At 59.9% G+C, this 16,241-nt stretch carries 20 protein-coding genes and 4 tRNA genes; 10 read left to right on the top strand and 14 right to left on the bottom strand.

Annotated features, from left to right (window positions below):
• Window positions 1-22 precede the first annotated feature (22 nt).
• Genes tcyJ through tcyN form a run of 3 tightly spaced genes read left to right on the top strand, consistent with a single transcriptional unit; the run spans window position 23 to window position 2,258 of the window.
• Window positions 23-820 (top strand): cystine ABC transporter substrate-binding protein, encoded by a 798-nt coding sequence (tcyJ, locus tag BVH03_RS13085; protein ID WP_075961576.1) that lies wholly within the window; start codon window positions 23-25, stop codon window positions 818-820.
• Window positions 817-1,485 carry a cystine ABC transporter permease gene (tcyL, locus tag BVH03_RS13080; RefSeq protein ID WP_070887340.1) on the top strand — a complete coding sequence of 223 codons (669 nt, stop codon included), beginning with the start codon at window positions 817-819 and terminating at the stop codon, window positions 1,483-1,485. The genes tcyJ and tcyL overlap by 4 nt, the downstream gene beginning before the upstream one ends.
• 11 nt (window positions 1,486-1,496) lie before the next feature.
• Complete coding sequence (gene tcyN, locus BVH03_RS13075; protein ID WP_075961594.1) at window positions 1,497-2,258, top strand: L-cystine ABC transporter ATP-binding protein TcyN; 762 nt, start codon at window positions 1,497-1,499, stop codon at window positions 2,256-2,258.
• A gap of 54 nt (window positions 2,259-2,312) precedes the next feature.
• On the opposite strand, the gene BVH03_RS13070 is transcribed toward tcyN, so the two are convergent.
• Together BVH03_RS13070 and gorA are read right to left on the bottom strand one after the other, a co-directional pair.
• Window positions 2,313-2,936, bottom strand: coding sequence for a trimeric intracellular cation channel family protein (locus tag BVH03_RS13070; protein ID WP_075961593.1), 624 nt, complete (start codon window positions 2,934-2,936; stop codon window positions 2,313-2,315).
• 7 nt (window positions 2,937-2,943) lie between these two features.
• The gene (gene gorA / locus BVH03_RS13065) at window positions 2,944-4,299 is read right to left on the bottom strand and encodes a glutathione-disulfide reductase (protein ID WP_075961575.1); all 1,356 of its coding nucleotides are present in this window, start codon (window positions 4,297-4,299) and stop codon (window positions 2,944-2,946) included.
• Window positions 4,300-4,415: 116 nt separating this feature from the next.
• Here gorA and BVH03_RS13060 point away from each other — a divergent pair, with 116 nt between their 5' ends.
• Window positions 4,416-4,838: a VOC family protein gene (locus BVH03_RS13060; protein WP_075961574.1), complete on the top strand. Its 423-nt coding sequence runs from the start codon at window positions 4,416-4,418 to the stop codon at window positions 4,836-4,838.
• Window positions 4,839-4,913: 75 nt separating this feature from the next.
• Here the strand turns inward: BVH03_RS13060 and galU are convergent, their stop codons facing one another.
• The gene (galU, locus tag BVH03_RS13055) at window positions 4,914-5,750 is read right to left on the bottom strand and encodes a UTP--glucose-1-phosphate uridylyltransferase GalU (RefSeq protein ID WP_075961573.1); all 837 of its coding nucleotides are present in this window, start codon (window positions 5,748-5,750) and stop codon (window positions 4,914-4,916) included.
• Between the two features lie 147 nt (window positions 5,751-5,897).
• On the opposite strand from galU, the gene BVH03_RS13050 reads away from it, so the two are divergent.
• Both BVH03_RS13050 and BVH03_RS13045 read left to right on the top strand, forming a co-directional pair.
• Window positions 5,898-6,149, top strand: a complete 252-nt coding sequence (locus tag BVH03_RS13050) for a hypothetical protein (protein ID WP_075961572.1) — start codon at window positions 5,898-5,900, stop codon at window positions 6,147-6,149.
• A 248-nt stretch (window positions 6,150-6,397) separates the two neighbouring features.
• A complete protein-coding gene (locus tag BVH03_RS13045) occupies window positions 6,398-7,186 on the top strand; it encodes an outer membrane protein OmpK (RefSeq protein WP_075961571.1) in 789 nt (262 codons plus the stop codon).
• 174 nt (window positions 7,187-7,360) lie between these two features.
• Here BVH03_RS13045 and BVH03_RS13040 read toward each other — a convergent pair.
• The 5 genes from BVH03_RS13040 to BVH03_RS13020 all read right to left on the bottom strand — a co-directional run bounded on the left by BVH03_RS13040 (window position 7,361) and on the right by BVH03_RS13020 (window position 9,083).
• Window positions 7,361-7,447 (bottom strand) — tRNA-Leu (locus BVH03_RS13040).
• 175 nt (window positions 7,448-7,622) lie between these two features.
• Window positions 7,623-7,958 carry a YqjD family protein gene (locus tag BVH03_RS13035; RefSeq protein ID WP_075961570.1) on the bottom strand — a complete coding sequence of 112 codons (336 nt, stop codon included), beginning with the start codon at window positions 7,956-7,958 and terminating at the stop codon, window positions 7,623-7,625.
• A gap of 92 nt (window positions 7,959-8,050) precedes the next feature.
• Window positions 8,051-8,302, bottom strand: a complete 252-nt coding sequence (locus BVH03_RS13030; protein ID WP_075930176.1) for a hypothetical protein — start codon at window positions 8,300-8,302, stop codon at window positions 8,051-8,053.
• A 79-nt stretch (window positions 8,303-8,381) separates the two neighbouring features.
• Window positions 8,382-8,633: a DUF1652 domain-containing protein gene (locus tag BVH03_RS13025; protein WP_075961569.1), complete on the bottom strand. Its 252-nt coding sequence runs from the start codon at window positions 8,631-8,633 to the stop codon at window positions 8,382-8,384.
• Between the two features lie 258 nt (window positions 8,634-8,891).
• Window positions 8,892-9,083 carry a hypothetical protein gene (locus BVH03_RS13020; protein ID WP_256574696.1) on the bottom strand — a complete coding sequence of 64 codons (192 nt, stop codon included), beginning with the start codon at window positions 9,081-9,083 and terminating at the stop codon, window positions 8,892-8,894.
• A gap of 246 nt (window positions 9,084-9,329) precedes the next feature.
• Here BVH03_RS13020 and BVH03_RS13015 point away from each other — a divergent pair, with 246 nt between their 5' ends.
• Together BVH03_RS13015 and BVH03_RS13010 are read left to right on the top strand one after the other, a co-directional pair.
• A complete protein-coding gene (locus tag BVH03_RS13015; protein WP_083640054.1) occupies window positions 9,330-9,620 on the top strand; it encodes an Arc family DNA-binding protein in 291 nt (96 codons plus the stop codon).
• A gap of 231 nt (window positions 9,621-9,851) precedes the next feature.
• Window positions 9,852-10,286: a hypothetical protein gene (locus tag BVH03_RS13010; protein WP_075961566.1), complete on the top strand. Its 435-nt coding sequence runs from the start codon at window positions 9,852-9,854 to the stop codon at window positions 10,284-10,286.
• 256 nt (window positions 10,287-10,542) lie between these two features.
• Here the strand turns inward: BVH03_RS13010 and BVH03_RS13005 are convergent.
• From BVH03_RS13005 to uvrY, 5 genes are all read right to left on the bottom strand, one after another.
• Window positions 10,543-10,616, bottom strand: a tRNA-Cys gene (locus BVH03_RS13005).
• A gap of 38 nt (window positions 10,617-10,654) precedes the next feature.
• A tRNA-Gly gene (locus BVH03_RS13000) sits at window positions 10,655-10,730 on the bottom strand.
• Between the two features lie 66 nt (window positions 10,731-10,796).
• Entirely contained in the window at window positions 10,797-11,357 is a 561-nt protein-coding gene (pgsA, locus tag BVH03_RS12995; RefSeq protein ID WP_075961565.1) for a CDP-diacylglycerol--glycerol-3-phosphate 3-phosphatidyltransferase, read from the bottom strand.
• Window positions 11,358-11,390: 33 nt separating this feature from the next.
• Window positions 11,391-13,214 carry an excinuclease ABC subunit UvrC gene (gene uvrC, locus BVH03_RS12990; protein ID WP_075961592.1) on the bottom strand — a complete coding sequence of 608 codons (1,824 nt, stop codon included), beginning with the start codon at window positions 13,212-13,214 and terminating at the stop codon, window positions 11,391-11,393.
• A gap of 1 nt (window position 13,215) precedes the next feature.
• A complete protein-coding gene (gene uvrY / locus BVH03_RS12985) occupies window positions 13,216-13,860 on the bottom strand; it encodes a UvrY/SirA/GacA family response regulator transcription factor (protein ID WP_075961564.1) in 645 nt (214 codons plus the stop codon).
• A gap of 324 nt (window positions 13,861-14,184) precedes the next feature.
• Between uvrY and BVH03_RS12980 the strand changes: the two genes are divergently transcribed.
• Window positions 14,185-14,391 carry a hypothetical protein gene (locus tag BVH03_RS12980; RefSeq protein WP_075961563.1) on the top strand — a complete coding sequence of 69 codons (207 nt, stop codon included), beginning with the start codon at window positions 14,185-14,187 and terminating at the stop codon, window positions 14,389-14,391.
• A gap of 761 nt (window positions 14,392-15,152) precedes the next feature.
• On the opposite strand, the gene BVH03_RS12975 is transcribed toward BVH03_RS12980, so the two are convergent.
• A tRNA-Ser gene (locus tag BVH03_RS12975) sits at window positions 15,153-15,243 on the bottom strand.
• A gap of 180 nt (window positions 15,244-15,423) precedes the next feature.
• On the opposite strand from BVH03_RS12975, the gene BVH03_RS12970 reads away from it, so the two are divergent.
• Window positions 15,424-16,092, top strand: a complete 669-nt coding sequence (locus BVH03_RS12970; protein WP_075932881.1) for a Bax inhibitor-1/YccA family protein — start codon at window positions 15,424-15,426, stop codon at window positions 16,090-16,092.
• Window positions 16,093-16,241: the final 149 nt, after the last annotated feature.

The raw sequence follows: 16,241 nt of genomic DNA, 5'->3' as shown, positions 1-16,241 counted from the left end.
AACCACCCACCGAGGCTCGCTCATGATAATCGCCACACTGCGTCGACATTTCCTTATTGGCAGCCTCGGTCTGGCGCTGTTCGCCAGCGTCGGTGGTCAGGCTTACGCAGCCGATGACCTGCAGAAGATCAAGGACAGCGGCAGCATCAAGGTAGGCCTGGAAGGCACCTATCCGCCCTTCAACTTCCAGGACGAAAGCGGCAAGCTCGCCGGCTTCGAAGTGGACCTGGCCAACGCATTGGCCAAGGAGCTGGGTGTGACCGCCAGCTTCCAGCCGACCAAATGGGACGGCATTCTCGCCTCCCTCGAATCGGGCCGCATCGATGTGGTGATCAACCAGGTGACCATCTCCGATGAGCGCAAGAAGAAGTACGATTTCTCCACGCCCTACACCGTCTCCGGCATCCAGGCCCTGACCCGCAAGAGCGAAGCGGACAGCGTGAACACCGCTGCAGACCTGGCCGGCAAGAAGGTCGGTGTGGGCCTGGGCACCAACTACGAGCAGTGGCTGAAGGAAAACGTGCCGCAGGCTGACATCCGCACCTATGACGATGATCCAACCAAGTTCCAGGATCTCAACGTGGGCCGTATCGATGTGGTGCTGGTCGACCGCCTGGCCGCGTTCGAGATGGTCGCCAAGACCGGTGAGCGCATGGCCGTTGCCGGCGATGCCTTCTCCCGTCAGGAGTCGGGGATCGCGATCCGCAAAGGTAACCCGCAGCTGCTCGCGGCCATCGACAAGGCCCTCGCCAAGCTGCGCAGCGACGGCACTCTGAAACAGCTCTCCGAGAAATGGTTCAAGGCTGACGTCACGCAATGATGCCGGACACCTTCCAGCTGGTGCTGGACTCCCTGCCCTTTCTCCTCAAGGGCGCGATTTGGACCATCGTTCTGAGCCTTGGCGGCATGTTCTTCGGCATGCTGCTGGGCTTCGGCCTTGCCCTGGTCAGGCTCTATGCCATCGCCCCACTGGGCTGGCTGGCCAGGGTCTACATTTCGTTCTTCCGCGGTACGCCGCTGCTGGTACAGCTGTTCGTCATTTACTTCGGTCTGCCTGAACTGGGGCTGCAACTCGAGCCCCTGACCGCAGCGCTGATCGGTTTTTCGCTGAACATGGCGGCCTATGTCGCCGAGATCATGCGGGCAGCCATCGCCTCCATCGACCGTGGTCAGTGGGAGGCAGCTGCCAGCATCGGCATGAGCAAGAGCCAGACGATGCTGCGCGCCATCCTGCCGCAAGCGATGCGTACGGCCCTGCCGCCGCTGGGCAACAGTTTCATCTCGCTGGTCAAGGACACCGCCCTGGCGGCCACCATCCAGGTGCCGGAGCTGTTCCGCCAGGCCCAGTTGATCACCGCGCGCACTTACGAGGTGTTCGCGATGTACCTGGCGGCAACGGTGATCTACTGGATTCTCTCCAGCCTGCTCGCCCACTTGCAGAACCGCCTGGAAGCACGCGTCAACCGACACGAGGCGGACAACTGATGGCTTCGAGCATGATCACCGTTCGCAACCTGAGCAAATCCTTCAAGGGCCAGAGCGTACTCGAGGGTATCGACCTGGATATCGCTCCCGGCGAGGTCGTCGCCATCATCGGCCCCAGCGGCTCGGGCAAGACCACCCTGCTGCGCTGCCTCAACCTGCTGGAAACGCCCGACGGCGGCAGTATTCGCGTTGGCGACATCGAAATCGATGCCGGCAAACCGATCGGCCAGCAACAGGGGCTGATCCGCAAGCTGCGCCAACACGTGGGTTTCGTGTTCCAGAACTTCAACCTGTTTCCCCACCGCAGCGCCCTGGAAAACGTCATCGAGGGCCCGGTGGTGGTCAGGAAGCAGCCGCGCGACAAGGCGATCGAACTCGGCCGCCAGTTGCTGGCCAAGGTTGGCCTGGCCGGCAAGGAAGATGCTTACCCGAAACGCCTGTCCGGCGGCCAGCAACAGCGCGTCGCCATCGCCCGGGCGCTGGCGATGGAGCCGGACGTGATCCTGTTCGACGAACCCACCTCGGCGCTGGACCCGGAACTGGTCGGCGAAGTACTGGCGACCATCCGCGCTCTGGCCGAAGAGAATCGTACCCTGGTGATCGTTACCCACGAGATGAGCTTCGCTCGTGACGTGGCCAACCGCGCCATCTTCATCGACGGCGGCGTGATCGTCGAACAGGGCGACGCCCGCGAACTGTTCAGCGCACCCAAGCAGGCACGCACCCAGCAGTTTCTCAGCAAGTTTCTCGGCGACGAGCCCGCACGTCCCTGACCTGCACGTCGACGAAGCCGAATGAAACGCGCCAGCCCCCAGGCTGGCGCGCGTTTATTCGCGATTGAGCAGATGGAAGCTGGGCAGCGAAAACCGCCAGCGGATGGCGGCCAGGCGAATGCCCAGTACCACCAGCATGGCCACGCCAGTATCCAGCCAGTGCGGGGTTTGCAACATGCGCAGCAGCACGAAGGTCACTGCGCCTGCCAGGCAAGCGGTGGCGTAGATTTCCTTCTTGAAGATCAGCGGAATCTCGTTGCAGATCACATCGCGCATCACGCCGCCGGCGACACCGGTCATGACGCCCATGATCACCGCCGTGCTGGAGGACATTGCATATTGCAACGCGACCTCGGTGCCAATCACGGTGAACACGGCCAGCCCGAAGGCATCGGCGATCAGCAAGCCCTTCTCGTGGATCGGCCGGGTCATGCGCACCCAGACCACCGTGCCCAACGCTGCCAGGGTGGCCACAAGGATGTAGGTGTCGTTGCGAATCCAGCTGACTGGGTGGTTACCCAGGATCACGTCACGCAGGGTGCCGCCGCCCAGGGCGGTGATGATGGCGATCACCAGCACGCCGAACAGGTCCATGGACTTGCGTCCGGCCATCAGCGCCCCGGTGATGGCGAACACCGCCACCCCGAACAAATCCGCGAAATAGAACAGCTGGTTCATCGACAAGTCAGCTCACCGGCGTACGCAAGGTCACGAATTCCTCGGCAGCGCTGGGGTGTACACCGATGGTTTCATCGAATACCTGCTTGGTCGCCCCGGCCTTGAGCGCGACCGCCAGGCCCTGGACGATTTCGCCAGCATCGGGCCCGACCATGTGGCAGCCCAGCACACGATCGGTCTTGGCATCGACCACCAGTTTCATCAGCGTGCGCTCGTCGCTCTCGGTCAGGGTCAGCTTCATCGGCCGGAAGCGGCTCTCGAAGATCTTTACCTCGTGCCCCGCTTCGCGCGCCTGTTCCTCGCTGAACCCTACGGTGCCGATGTTCGGCAGGCTGAACACCGCCGTTGGGATCATCCGGTAGTCGACCTGGCGATATTCCTCCGGTTTGAACAGGCGCCGTGCCACCGCCATGCCTTCAGCCAGCGCCACGGGGGTGAGCTGCACGCGACCGATCACGTCACCAATGGCCAGGATCGACGGTGCGCTGGTCTGGTACCCGTCATCGACCTCGATATAGCCCTTGTCGTCCAGGCTGACCGAGGTGTTTTCCAGGCCCAGGTTGTCGAGCATCGGGCGGCGACCGGTGGCGTAGAAGATGCAGTCGGCTTCCTGCGTACGGCCATCCTTGAGGGTGGCCTTGAGGCTGCCGTCGGCCTGCTTGTCGATGCGTGCGATGTCGGTGTTGAACTGCACGTCCAGGCCACGCTTGCCGAGTTCTTCATGCAGATGGGTACGCAGGGAGTTGTCGAAGCCACGCAGAAACAAATCGCCGCGATACAGCAGAGAGGTCTGCGCGCCAAGGCCGTTGAAAATCGAGGCGAACTCCACCGCGATGTAGCCGCCGCCGACCACCAGGATGCGCCTGGGCAGCTCCTCCAGGAAAAACGCTTGGTTTGAGTTGATCGCATGCTCATGGCCCGGGATCTCGGGCACATGGGGCCAGCCACCGGTCGCGATGAGAATACGCTCGGCGCTGTAGACCTTGCCGTCGACCTCCACCCGATGCTCGTCGAGCAGGCGCGCATGGCCCTCGACCAGGGTGACGCCACTGCCCACCAGCAGTTTGCGGTAGATGCCGTTGAGGCGTTCGATCTCGCGGTTCTTGTTGGCGATCAGCGTCGGCCAGCTGAAACTGGCCTGGCCGGGCGTCCAGCCGAAACCTTCGGCGTGTTCGAATTCGTCGGCGAATTGCGCCCCATAGACCAGCAGCTTTTTCGGCACGCAGCCGACGTTGACGCAGGTACCGCCCAGATAACGGCTTTCCGCCACGGCCACCCGGGCGCCATAGCCCGCCGCGAAGCGTGCCGCGCGTACACCGCCGGAGCCGGCGCCGATTACAAACAGATCGAAATCGTAGGTCATAGAAGCCTCCTGAACAGACGCAGAGCATACCGTAAACGCAGCGCCCTGCCCGCCTGGCACATGGGGCAAACTTGTCATCGACACCTTGGGTCTAGAACCGGGAGGAGGAACAAAGCATGCGCCCGATTCTCACCCATCTCGCCCTGCACGTACCGGACCTGCAAGCCTGCATCGACTTCTACAGCGACTTTTGCAGCATGCGGGTCATCCACCGTCGCCCTGGCAAAGGTTCGCAGATCGTGTGGATGGCCGAGCCGGGGCGTGAGAGCGACTTCATCTTCGTCATCATGCCCGGTGGCGAGCCTCGCCAACTGGCGCCTGGCGATTACAGCCACTTCGGCTTCGCCCTGCAGAGCCGGGACGAGGTCGACGCGGTGGCCGCCAAGGCCGAAGCCGCCGGATGCCTGCTCTGGGCACAACGCGACGAACCTTACCCGGTGGGCTATTACTGCGGCGTCCGCGATCCGGCTGGCCATCAGGTCGAGTTCAGCTATGGCCAGCCGCTGGGCCCTGGTACGACGCCGATCAACGCCAACTGAGCGACTCTGGTTAAAAAACGGCAGGCACAAAAAACCGCCCAAAGGCGGTTTTTTTAGGCACGTAGCAGGCGAGGCTCAGCCTTTACCGGTCTTGTACAGATTCTCGAAGCAGAAGTTGGTCGCTTCGATGTACCCCTCGGCACCGCCGCAATCGAAACGCTGGCCCTTGAACTTGTACGCCAGCACGCAGCCATCCTGGGCCTGCTTCATCAGCGCATCGGTGATCTGAATCTCGCCGCCCTTGCCCGGCTCGGTCTTCTCGATCAGCTCGAAAATGTCCGGAGTCAGGATGTAGCGTCCGATGATCGCCAGGTTGGACGGTGCATCTTCGGCCTTGGGCTTCTCGACCATGCTGTTCACGCGAAAGATGTCGTCGCGGATCATCTCGCCGGCGATCACGCCGTACTTGTGGATCTCGTCCGCTGGCACTTCCTGCACCGCCACGATCGAGCAGCGGAACTGGTTGTACAGCTTGACCATCTGGCTGAGCACGCTGTCGCCTTCCAGGTTCAGGCACAGGTCATCGGCCAGAACAACGGCGAACGGCTCGTCACCGATCAGCGGACGGCCACTGAGGATGGCGTGGCCCAGGCCTTTCATTTCCACCTGGCGGGTGTAGGAAAAGGTGCAGTTGTCGATCAGGCGGCGGATACCGACCAGGTACTTTTCCTTGTCGGTGTTACGGATCTGCTCTTCCAGCTCGTAACTGATGTCGAAATGATCTTCCAGCGAACGCTTGCCACGACCGGTCACCATGGCGATTTCGGTAAGGCCCGCCGACAGCGCTTCCTCCACACCGTACTGGATCAACGGCTTGTTCACGATTGGCAGCATTTCCTTGGGCATGGCCTTGGTCGCCGGGAGAAAACGAGTGCCGTAGCCAGCGGCAGGAAACAAGCATTTCTTGATCATGGAAGTCCCTGAATGAGAGAGGGTTATCGACGCCGCAGCAGTCTAGCAGGACGCGCAACGCTTACAACGGGAGCAATGCAAACAGCTCAAACGTTTGCGGCGAGGGGCAGTCACAACAGGTGAAACCCACCGCAACGCGAGGCTCGCATGTCCATCGACAATGACCTGAAGAAAGAAGTTCTCACTCGTTTGCTGCACGCGCATCCGGCAGGCCTGGGCAAAGAGGTGCTGGACAATTTCCGCGGCGAGTACGCGGTCGTGGATGTGCTCAGGCATCTGCACAAAGGCGGCCTGATCCACGATGGCAACCTTTCCGAATCGGACGGCGAGCTGTCCATTAACTACCCCATCAAGCTCAGCTCATCCGGCGTCGATACGGCCAAACAACTAGACGCCTGATCCGCGCCCGCATACCGCTCGAACTGCGCCGCTTGCCCTTAAAAGGGCAGCGGCGCAGCTGTTTCTAGGACTCGCCCGAGAGGCGCCGTATCGGATACCGGCAAATCCTGTAAACTCCCGCGCCGCGCGCAGCCGGGATGGTCGTTGCAGAGCCCTCGCCTGTCTGCGCCAACGCCTTGGGCAGCCGGGGCGGCTTTGCGCGGCGGCGTTGCGTCGCGACTATTCAACATTTGCCGGAACACCTTTCGATGAAACACACCGCAACCTCCCTGTTGCTGGCGGGCAGCCTGCTGGCGCCTGTCCAGACCATGGCCGATCTGCTGCTGTGGCAGGACAACAGCCTGACCTACCTCAACGGCATCGACTTCAAGGTCGATCCGCCTCGCCAGCAGACGCTGACCTTCGAGCATGCCAGCGGCTGGAGCTTCGGTGATCTGTTCCTGTTCGTCGACGGCATCAAGTACAACACTGATGCTACCAACGGTGCCGGTGACGGCCACACCTTCTACGGTGAAATCAGCCCGCGCCTGTCATTCGGCAAACTCAGCGGTGCCGACCTGTCGTTCGGTCCGGTCAAGGATGTGCTGCTGTCCGCCACCTACGAATTCGGCGAGGACGATGTCGAGGCCTACCTGCTGGGCCCGGCGGTGGATCTGGCGATTCCCGGCTTCGACTACTTCCAGCTCAACACCTATCTACGCCGCCCGGACGGCGGGCGCGACGGCCGCAACGTGTGGCAGATCACCCCGGTGTGGAGCTACACCATCCCGGTCGGCCGCTCCGACCTGGTGATCGACGGCTTCATCGACTGGGTGGTGGACAACGATGACAGCTACCATGCCAACCTGCACATCAATCCGCAGATCAAATATGACCTGGCCAAGGCCATGGGTTGGGGGCAGAAATTCTACGTGGGCGTCGAATACGACTACTGGAAGCACAAGTACGGCATCGATAACGACAGCCCGCTGGGTGACGACGTGCTCGGCGGCACCAACCAGAGCGCCATCAGCCTGCTGGTCAAGGCGCACTTCTGACATCACGTGCTGGCCGTCACCCAGACGGCCAGCCTCGCGATCAGCCGGGTCAGCAACCAAGAATCTGGAAAAAGTGGCAGTGCGCTGTCCATGCCTCACCCGATGCGCCTGTCTGGCACGCTCGAGGGAGCAAGTGGAAAGATGCGCAGGCTTCGCACCAGCCGACGCCGGAAATGGTGCCCCGAGCCGGAATCGAACCGGCAAGGCCTTGCGGCCGGCAGATTTTAAGTCTGCTGTGTTTACCAATTTCACCATCGGGGCGGCGAAATATGCGAGGGCAGGACTATATACACCCCCAGGCAGCGCCGCAAGTTTAAAGCATGCAATAAAAAACCTCGTAAATCAGTGATCTACGAGGTTATTGCGCTGAGCTATCGATTTAGCTGTTCAACGGCATTGGCCGTCTCTGTGGGCTCAGGCAGCTGAGCGTCGACAGTTACTTGCTGCTGCGGCCGACCAGCAGGCCGACTAGCAGACCGAAACCAGAGGCAACGGCGACCGAAGTCCACGGGTTGCTTTCGATGCGGTCCTGAGCGTTGCCGATGGTTTCACGGCCAAGCTCGACCGCCTCACGGCCTTTGTCAGTAATGGTACCTTTGGCCTCGTTCAGCAGCGCGATTACCTTCTCACGAGCTTCGTGGGCCTTGTCGCCGGAGAATGACTCGGCATCGCCCAGCGCTTTGCTGGCCTGGTCGAGAAGCTTCTTCAGTTCCTTGGCGCTTTCCTGTTGAAACTGATCCAGGCCGCTCTCAAGTGAAGTTTTACGTGCCATTGGCGAGTGCTCCATAACAGTGAGTGATGTTTTTTGGAGGCCTGGCCCAGCAGCAGAGTTCAGGCTTTTTACCGCTGGCGACCTTCACGCTTTCAGGCGTCGAGCGGGATGATGCCGGTGTGGGCCACATGATCACCCGCCATACCCCTCACCCGCGCACGCAGGTCGAAGGGCATATCCGGCTTGAAAGTGACCGCATGACCGATCAACTGGCCGTTTTCGTCCACGCGTTCGCGCTCGTCCTGCATCCAGGTTTGCAGCTCGTCCTCGGTCAGCCCAAGCTCTTGCGCCAGCAAGGCGTTGAAACGCTCGAGGTCGAAGCCATCGAATTTGCCGCCGTCCATATCGTCGCCCTCCTCAGTCAGTGTTGCTAACTGAGGCCGCCCGCCCCGGCCGGCAGTTCCCCCTGTCTTTCGATCCCGTTCAGGCTTGGCGTTTGCCGGTACCGGAATTCAGGGTGAGCAGATCCTGGCGAAGTTGCATCACCAACTGCGAAATCTGCCGCGAGGTGGACAGTTCGGCCCGGGAGATACCGGTGACATTGAGGTAGACCTGCGCGGTAACCGGGTCCCTGATCTGAATCGTCACCGACTCGCTGCCATCAATGGAGCAACTGCACGCCAACGGCAAAAAGGCACACTCGACTATATGACGCTGCTCGAGAACGGACATCATCCTGGAAACTCCTTCCTCACATTGATGACGAGTGGAGTCTAGCTGTCGTGCAAAATCTGGCATGAGACATTTTGTCCCGTCCATCGGCTGGCCACCCTGGCTCTGTTCAGCGCCCGCTCGTAAGCCATCCCACTCCGCTGTAGGTAAGACGAGAACGGCGGGCGGCACAGAGCAAGAGGCTGCGGCCAGTGCTCTCAAGGACAAGGCGTCAAGGAGACTGTCCCGATCAAAGAAGCGGTCTCGACCTGAAACAAGTGATCAGCGACCTAGGACGATCAGCATGGTGGTGGGCGTGATTCGCAGCAGCAGTCGCCGGACCTCGCCTGGCGTCTCGACGTTGAAGAACACCCGGTAATCGCTGCCATCCGCGTAAGGTCGCGAGTGGATAAACCAGTTCGAGAGCAGGCTTTCGCTGAGGCCAATGTCAGAGGCAATCTCAAGGTCATTCAAGCGCCTTTTCAATCGCTCGGATAGTGATGCACGCATCACGCTACCGGCTTTCCATGCCGAACCCGAGTTGACAGACAATGTCACTGTGCCACGTTACATGACATATAATAATCATTTCTTGCGTGTGTCGGATTTTTCGGTAAGTGACGACTGGTCGACTTATTTACGACCAATCGTCCGGGCGACTGAACTATCGTTGCAGATACCATCAAATAGCTAGTATTACTCGATATAGAGGAACCAATCGTGAGCAAACCCATTTTCAATGCCCGCACCGCGGACAAGTTCGTCGTCCGTTTGCCTGACGGAATGCGCAAACGCATCGAAGATCTGGCCAATGACAACTATACGAGCATGAACACCGAAATCATTCGCGCTATCGAAGCTCATCTCGAGGGCCAGGCCAGGCAGACGCTGCTAATCGATGCGCTGGAAGCCAAGCTGAAGAGCGAACTGCAAACCGCGGCGAAACCAGGCAATAAAGCTCAGGAAGCCAATATCGATTATCTCGACGGCCTCAAGACAGGCACACGCTGACCGCGTAAGCCGCGTATCGGTCGAACAAAGCCCCGAGTATTCGGGGCTTTTTATTTCCGCCGGTCAAGCGGGTGCCAAGAGCCACCTCGAAGTCATGGAAAGCGACTGGACGTGAGACACAGAAGCCTGATCGTCGGATTGTTGCCCCGTCGAAGGGTTGCAGCTTTCAAGATTTGCGCTGGAGGGCTACGCTATCGAACAGGAGCCACACTGAGCAAGGACACACCCTCCATGATGCACCACACTGTGAAGTACGGCGCTTGCCTGCAAGAGTTTTCACGCGTTCTCGACCTGGCGATGAAGAAGCATGACGAGATCATGCTGGTACCCGGGATCATCAGCAGCCTGAACGAGCACATCGAAAAGCTCCTGGGCCCGGTTTTCGCCCGTCGCCTGTTCAATGAACGCCAGGCCACCCTGACCCTGCCAAGCGGTAGCAAGAAGACCATTCACCTGGCATCGCTCTCAGGATGCTACGGCTTCGAGGACGGCGCGATCGTGTTGCCCTGGGTGTCACTGCAGACCGTCTCCCTCGCCGAAGAAAAACATCCCCGTTCCGACAAGTTCTATATCCCCAATGACGGCCCCGGCGCACCGCATCGCGCGCCAGGCCGGGATGAACTTTCCCGCTTTCTCACCAGCTACCCTCGCTCGAGAGCGGTGTGAATCAAGCCTGACTGCTTGGGCATAAAACGCACTGGAGTACTTGCCTGCCTTCACGGGGTTGAAGTGCCGCGCCTGCTGATCTGTCGCCAGCGTCTATCGCAGTCGAGATCATCAATGGGATCCAACGACGACGCTTGAGCGAAACCGAGCCAAGCCTTCGGATGCCCTGGCGCACCTAACCCGATGCATAGCTGACGCGTATTTTCTCAGGTGCAATAAAAAAGCCCCATAGCCATTGGCTACGGGGCTTTGCGTTTGGAGGCTGAGGTCGGAATCGAACCGGCGTTCACGGATTTGCAATCCGGTGCATAACCACTCTGCTACTCAGCCTTAAACTGAACGGGCCGTACATGACGGCCCGTTGAAACTGGAGCGGGAAACGAGACTCGAACTCGCGACCCCGACCTTGGCAAGGTCGTGCTCTACCAACTGAGCTATTCCCGCTTGTCTTGTCGACGGGCACCATTCTATATCTTCACGACGCCCAGTCAAGCCCTTGATTCAAAAAAGTTATTTCTTTTCTGCGGTGACGCTCAGATGGGGCCACGCAGCGAGCAGATACTGCACCATCGACCACAGCGTGAGCGCTGCCGCCACGATCAGCAGCACGTAACCCATCAGCACCCAGAAACCGAACAGCGGCGGGTTGCCGAGCAGGATCACCAACGCCACCATCTGCGCCGCAGTCTTCCATTTGCCCAGGTTGGAAACTGCAACATGCGCCCGGGCGCCCAGCTCCGCCATCCATTCACGCAGTGCCGATACGACGATCTCGCGGCCAATGATGATGGTTGCCGGCAGCGTCAGCCACAGGTTGGCGTGCTCGGCCACCAGCAGCACCAGCGCGGTGACCACCATCAGTTTGTCGGCAACCGGATCGAGAAACGCGCCGAACGGCGTGCTCTGCTCCCAGCGGCGCGCCAGATAACCATCCAGCCAGTCGGTTAGCGCAGCGAAAGCGAACACGGCGCTGGCAGCCCAATAGCTCCACGAAAATGGCATGTAGAACAACAGGATGAAGATCGGGATCAGCAGAACGCGGAGCACCGTTAGGAGGTTGGGGATATTCATCGGCTCGACTGGACGGTTAGGTGAGGCAGCATTCTACTCGCTGTGCAGTGCCGCATAAATCAAACCGGCGAGCTTTTTACTGATGCCGGGTGCTTTGGCGATTTCTTCCGTGCTGGCGCGGGACAACTCTTGCAGACCGCCAAAATGGTTGAGCAGTTCACGGCGCCGTTTCGGCCCGACGCCAGCCACCTCCTCCAAGCTGGAGGTGCGACGTGCCTTGCCGCGGCGCGCCCGGTGGCCGGTAATGGCGAAACGGTGCGATTCGTCACGAATCTGCTGGATCAGGTGCAGGGCTGGCGAGTTGCCCGGCAAGGTGAATTCGTGGGCGGCATCGTTCAGGTACAGCGTTTCCAGGCCAGGCTTGCGGGTGGTGCCCTTGGCTACACCGAGCAGAATCAGCGGTGGCACGTCGAGTTCGGTGAGCACCTCGCGGGCCATTGCCAGCTGACCCTTGCCCCCATCGACCAGCAGAATGTCAGGCAACTTGCCTTCATTCTGCTTGGCCTTGCTGAAGCGCCGGGTCAGCGCCTGGTGCATGGCGGCGTAGTCGTCGCCGCCCGTCACGCCTTCGATGTTGTAACGTCGGTAATCCGACTTTATCGGGCCTTCAGGGCCGAACACCACGCAGGATGCCACTGTCGCCTCGCCACTGGAGTGACTGATGTCGAAGCATTCGAGACGCTGGGGCACCTCGCCCATTTCCAACGCCTCGGCCAGCGAGTCGAAGCGCCCCGCCATATGCTCGCGATTGGCCAGCCGTGCGCCAAGCGCCTGCTCGGCATTGGTGACCGCCAGCGCCTGCCAGCGCGCACGCGTACCACGAACCCGGTAGCTGATGGCCAGTTCGCGACCACGCAGCTCCTGAATGGCCGCGATCAGCACGGGATAGTCTTCGTGGGGCGCATTGACGATCAGTTCGCTTGGCAGGTCCCGCTCATGACTACCGAGGTAATACTGGCCAAGAAAGGCGACGAGTACGTCCTGCGCCTCCTCTTCGATCGCCACCTGGGGAAAGAAATTCTTGCTGCCCAGCACCCGCCCGCCACGCACGCTGATCAGATGCACGCAGGCGCCGCCCGGGTTGACCATGGCCGCGATGATGTCGACGTCGCCGCTACCGCCCTCCATGCTCTGCTGGTCCTGGACGCGGCGCAGCAAAGCCATCTGATCACGCAGCTCGGCGGCCTTCTCGAAATCCAGCGTGGCGGACGCCTGCTGCATGCTGGCGGAAAGCTCGGCATTCAGTGCATTGCTGCGCCCTTCCAGAAACATCACCGAGTGACGCACGTCCTCGGCATATTCGGCCGGCTCGACCAGATCTACGCACGGCGCCTTGCAGCGCTTGATCTGATACTGCAGGCACGGCCGGGTGCGATTGCGGTAGTAGCTGTCCTCACATTGGCGAACCAGAAAGGTCTTCTGCAACAACGCCAGGCTTTCGCGGATCGCGCCAGCGCTGGGATAGGGGCCGAAATAGCGACCTTTGCGGTTCTTCGCGCCACGGTGGATGTCCAGGCGCGGGTAATCGCCGTCAGACAGGAACACGTAAGGGTAGGATTTATCGTCCCGCAGCAGGATGTTGTACGGCGGGCGCCACTCCTTGATCAGCGTCTGCTCGAGCAATAGCGCTTCGGTTTCGTTACCGGTGATGGTGGTTTCCACTTGGGCGATCTTGCCCACCAGCGCCATGGTCTTGGTCGCTAGCCCGGTTTTGCGAAAGTAGCTGGCGAGTCGCTTCTTGAGGTTCTTCGCCTTGCCGACGTACAGCAGATTGCCGCTCGCGTCGAACATGCGATAGACGCCCGGGCGCCCACTGCAGGTGGCGAGAAAAGCACTGGAATCGAACACTGGGGTCACTTCAGCTGGTGGCATCGACCATGCCATGACGGACGGCGAGCAGCGCCAGCTCTACATCGCTGGTGATCGAGAGCTTCTCGAAGATCCGATAGCGGTAGGTGTTGACCGTCTTGGGCGAAAGGCACAATTTGTCGGAAATGCTCTGCACCTTCTGGCAGCCGGCGATCATCAGAGCGATCTGGATCTCACGCTCGGACAGCAGGTCGAATGGCGAATTGCTGCTTTGCGGCTGGAAGGATTTCAGGGCCAATTGCTGGGCGATCTGCGGGCTGATGAAACGCTGCCCGGCAAACACCATACGGATGGCCTGGACCATTTCCTCAAGCCCGGCGCCCTTGGTCAGGTAGCCAGCGGCGCCCGCCTGCAGCAGGCGGGTCGGAAACGGGTCTTCTTCGCACACGGTAACCGCCACGACCTTGAGATCGGGATGGCTACGCATCAATTTGCGGGTCGCCTCGAGTCCACCAATGCCGGGCATCTTCACGTCCATCAACACGACATCGGGCTTGAGCTCACGAACCTTCTGCAGCGCTTCTTCGCCTGAGCTGGCCTGGCCGGTGACCTGCAAACCGTCAATGTCGGCGAGCATGCGCGAAATACCCGTACGAACGAGGTCGTGATCATCGACAACCAATACCTTAATCAAACGAACACCTCGTACCTGCGCGAGCGCCGCACGGCGACTACCTGAGAGAAATACACCATAACAAAAAACCTGGCGGGTGAGTTAGCCATAAGCGTCAACTTACAAGCGCCAAGTAACCCGCCGGCAGCAGAACCTGACAAAGATGCATTTTGCAGATTCACCACCTTCTCCTTCCGACACTGCAAGGGGCACCGGTCATGCGCCGCTGGAACGTGATCACTAACGACGCATCTGGAAATCGATCCACGAATAATTTATGCGGAACGCGGCTCCCGAGGCATGGCTCTGAATTTACAGACCGTGAACCATACCGAGGGATTTTCCATGGACATGCTCATCAAGCAGCTCAAAACCGTAACCGCTGGGCGTTACCACATCGTCGCGGAAACCTCTGCCGATGGCTTGCAGGTCGACTGCCTCGATCTGCAGTGCAACCTGGTGGCGACACGCCGCCTGACCGCCGCCCAGATGCAGAACAAGATCCTCATGACCGCGGTGTATGCCGACCTGAAAGGTACATTGGGTTATTGATCGAAGCTGCCGAACCGGCCCGGATCATCGCCGTTATCACTGCGCGGACTCGAAACGCCTGAGCCGCGCTGAAAGCTTGTACGTCCACGCAACGCCCTCTGCCCCGCCTTCAACTCGAAGCCGTGCTCGCATTGCGAACGCCCGCCGCGCATACGCTTCTTGATAGATCAGATTCGAGTTGTCCATCAGCTGCGCACAAGATGACCGATCGGTCGCACAAATTCCCTGAACGAACTGGCCAGGTGCCCATTCTATTTCGATCATGTCCGACCAGGGCCAGTGGCCAGCGGGCATTTCGTAACCAGCCAATAATGAGCATGATCATGATCTGGATAGCACTCGGCGTCGCCCTGTCACTCGCCTCGCTTATGGGCGCGGGCATCTATTCGCTGCTGCAGATCCTCGGGGAGTTCAGCCAGAGCTGAACCTCACAATTTGCTGGACTCGACCAGTCGCGCCCGGTCGCATATCGCCTGCCCGGGCACGGCACTCATGCTTTACCGAACGCAATGAACGAATGACAGCGTGAGCCTGCTAAGAACCTGTTCAAAGTCTGCTGCGCGTCGGCACTGCGGCGTTAAAAACAGGCTCGGACTGCTCATTTACAGCTCGTAAACTCCGCGTCCTCGCCTGTTTTCGCCTTGCATTGCTCTAGCTCGCGAGACTTTGAACAGGCTCTAAGGAAATCAGCAGCTCGAACATCTGCACAAAGGCAGAAACAGGAATGAAAAAGCCCGGCAATGCCGGGCTTTTCTTTTATGTGGTGGAGGGCCAGGGATTCGAACCCTGGGAACGCTATTAACGTTCGCCGGTTTTCAAGACCGGTGCATTCAACCGCTCTGCCAACCCTCCAGGTCGACATGAAACGCATCGGCTCGCCGAAACATTCCTTTGCAACCTCACAGGCTGCGGGCGACATCTTACCGGAACGCAACACACTGTCAAACACTCTGACTTGGCAGTACCCAAGGCTCTGTTAAGATGCTTCTCGACCTTGGTCACGGACCAACAGCATTTACTAGGAGTGTCGCCATGCGCGAACAAGATTACGCCCATAGCCCTTCACGGGTTGAACAAACCGCAGTCAGCAGCGTTCTGCGCAACACATACGGTTTGCTGGCTCTCACTCTGGCATTCAGCGGCATCGTGGCTTTCATGGCGCAACGTGCCAACGTCCCCTACCCGAACATCTTCGTGGTGCTGATCGGCTTCTACGGTCTGTTCTTTCTGACCGCCAAGCTGCGTGACTCCGGCTGGGGCCTGCTGTCGACCTTCGCCCTCACCGGCTTCATGGGTTACACTCTGGGCCCGATTCTCAACCGTTACCTGGGTATGGCCAACGGTGCCGAAGTCGTCAGCTCCGCGTTCATGATGACGGCGGTAGTGTTCTGCGGCCTGTCGGCTTACGTGCTGACGACCCGCAAGGACATGAGCTTCCTGAGCGGCTTCATCACCGCCGGCTTCTTCGTTCTGCTGGGCGCGATTCTGGCCAGCTTCTTCTTCCAGATCAGCGGCCTGCAACTGGCGATCAGCGCTGGCTTCGTGCTGTTCTCGTCAGCCTGTATCCTGTTCCAGACCAGCGCGATCATCCATGGCGGAGAGCGCAACTACATCATGGCGACCATCAGCCTGTACGTTTCGATCTACAACCTGTTCGTCAGCCTGCTGCAGATCTTCGGCATCATGGGCGGCGACGATTGATCGTCACCCGCAAACAAAAAACCCGCCTATATCAGACTGTGTGAAAACCTAGCAGTCCGAGGGTGAGTTGAAGACAATGCCTCTATCGGTTGATAGGGGCATTGTCGTTTATGGGTTATATCCAGGGCGAAGGTCGCGGGCAAAGCAGT

Origin of the sequence: Pseudomonas sp. PA15(2017) (genome assembly GCF_001945395.1) — a bacterium.
In the GTDB taxonomy this organism is placed as follows: domain Bacteria; phylum Pseudomonadota; class Gammaproteobacteria; order Pseudomonadales; family Pseudomonadaceae; genus Aquipseudomonas.
This window is presented reverse-complemented; position numbering and strand designations above follow the sequence as displayed.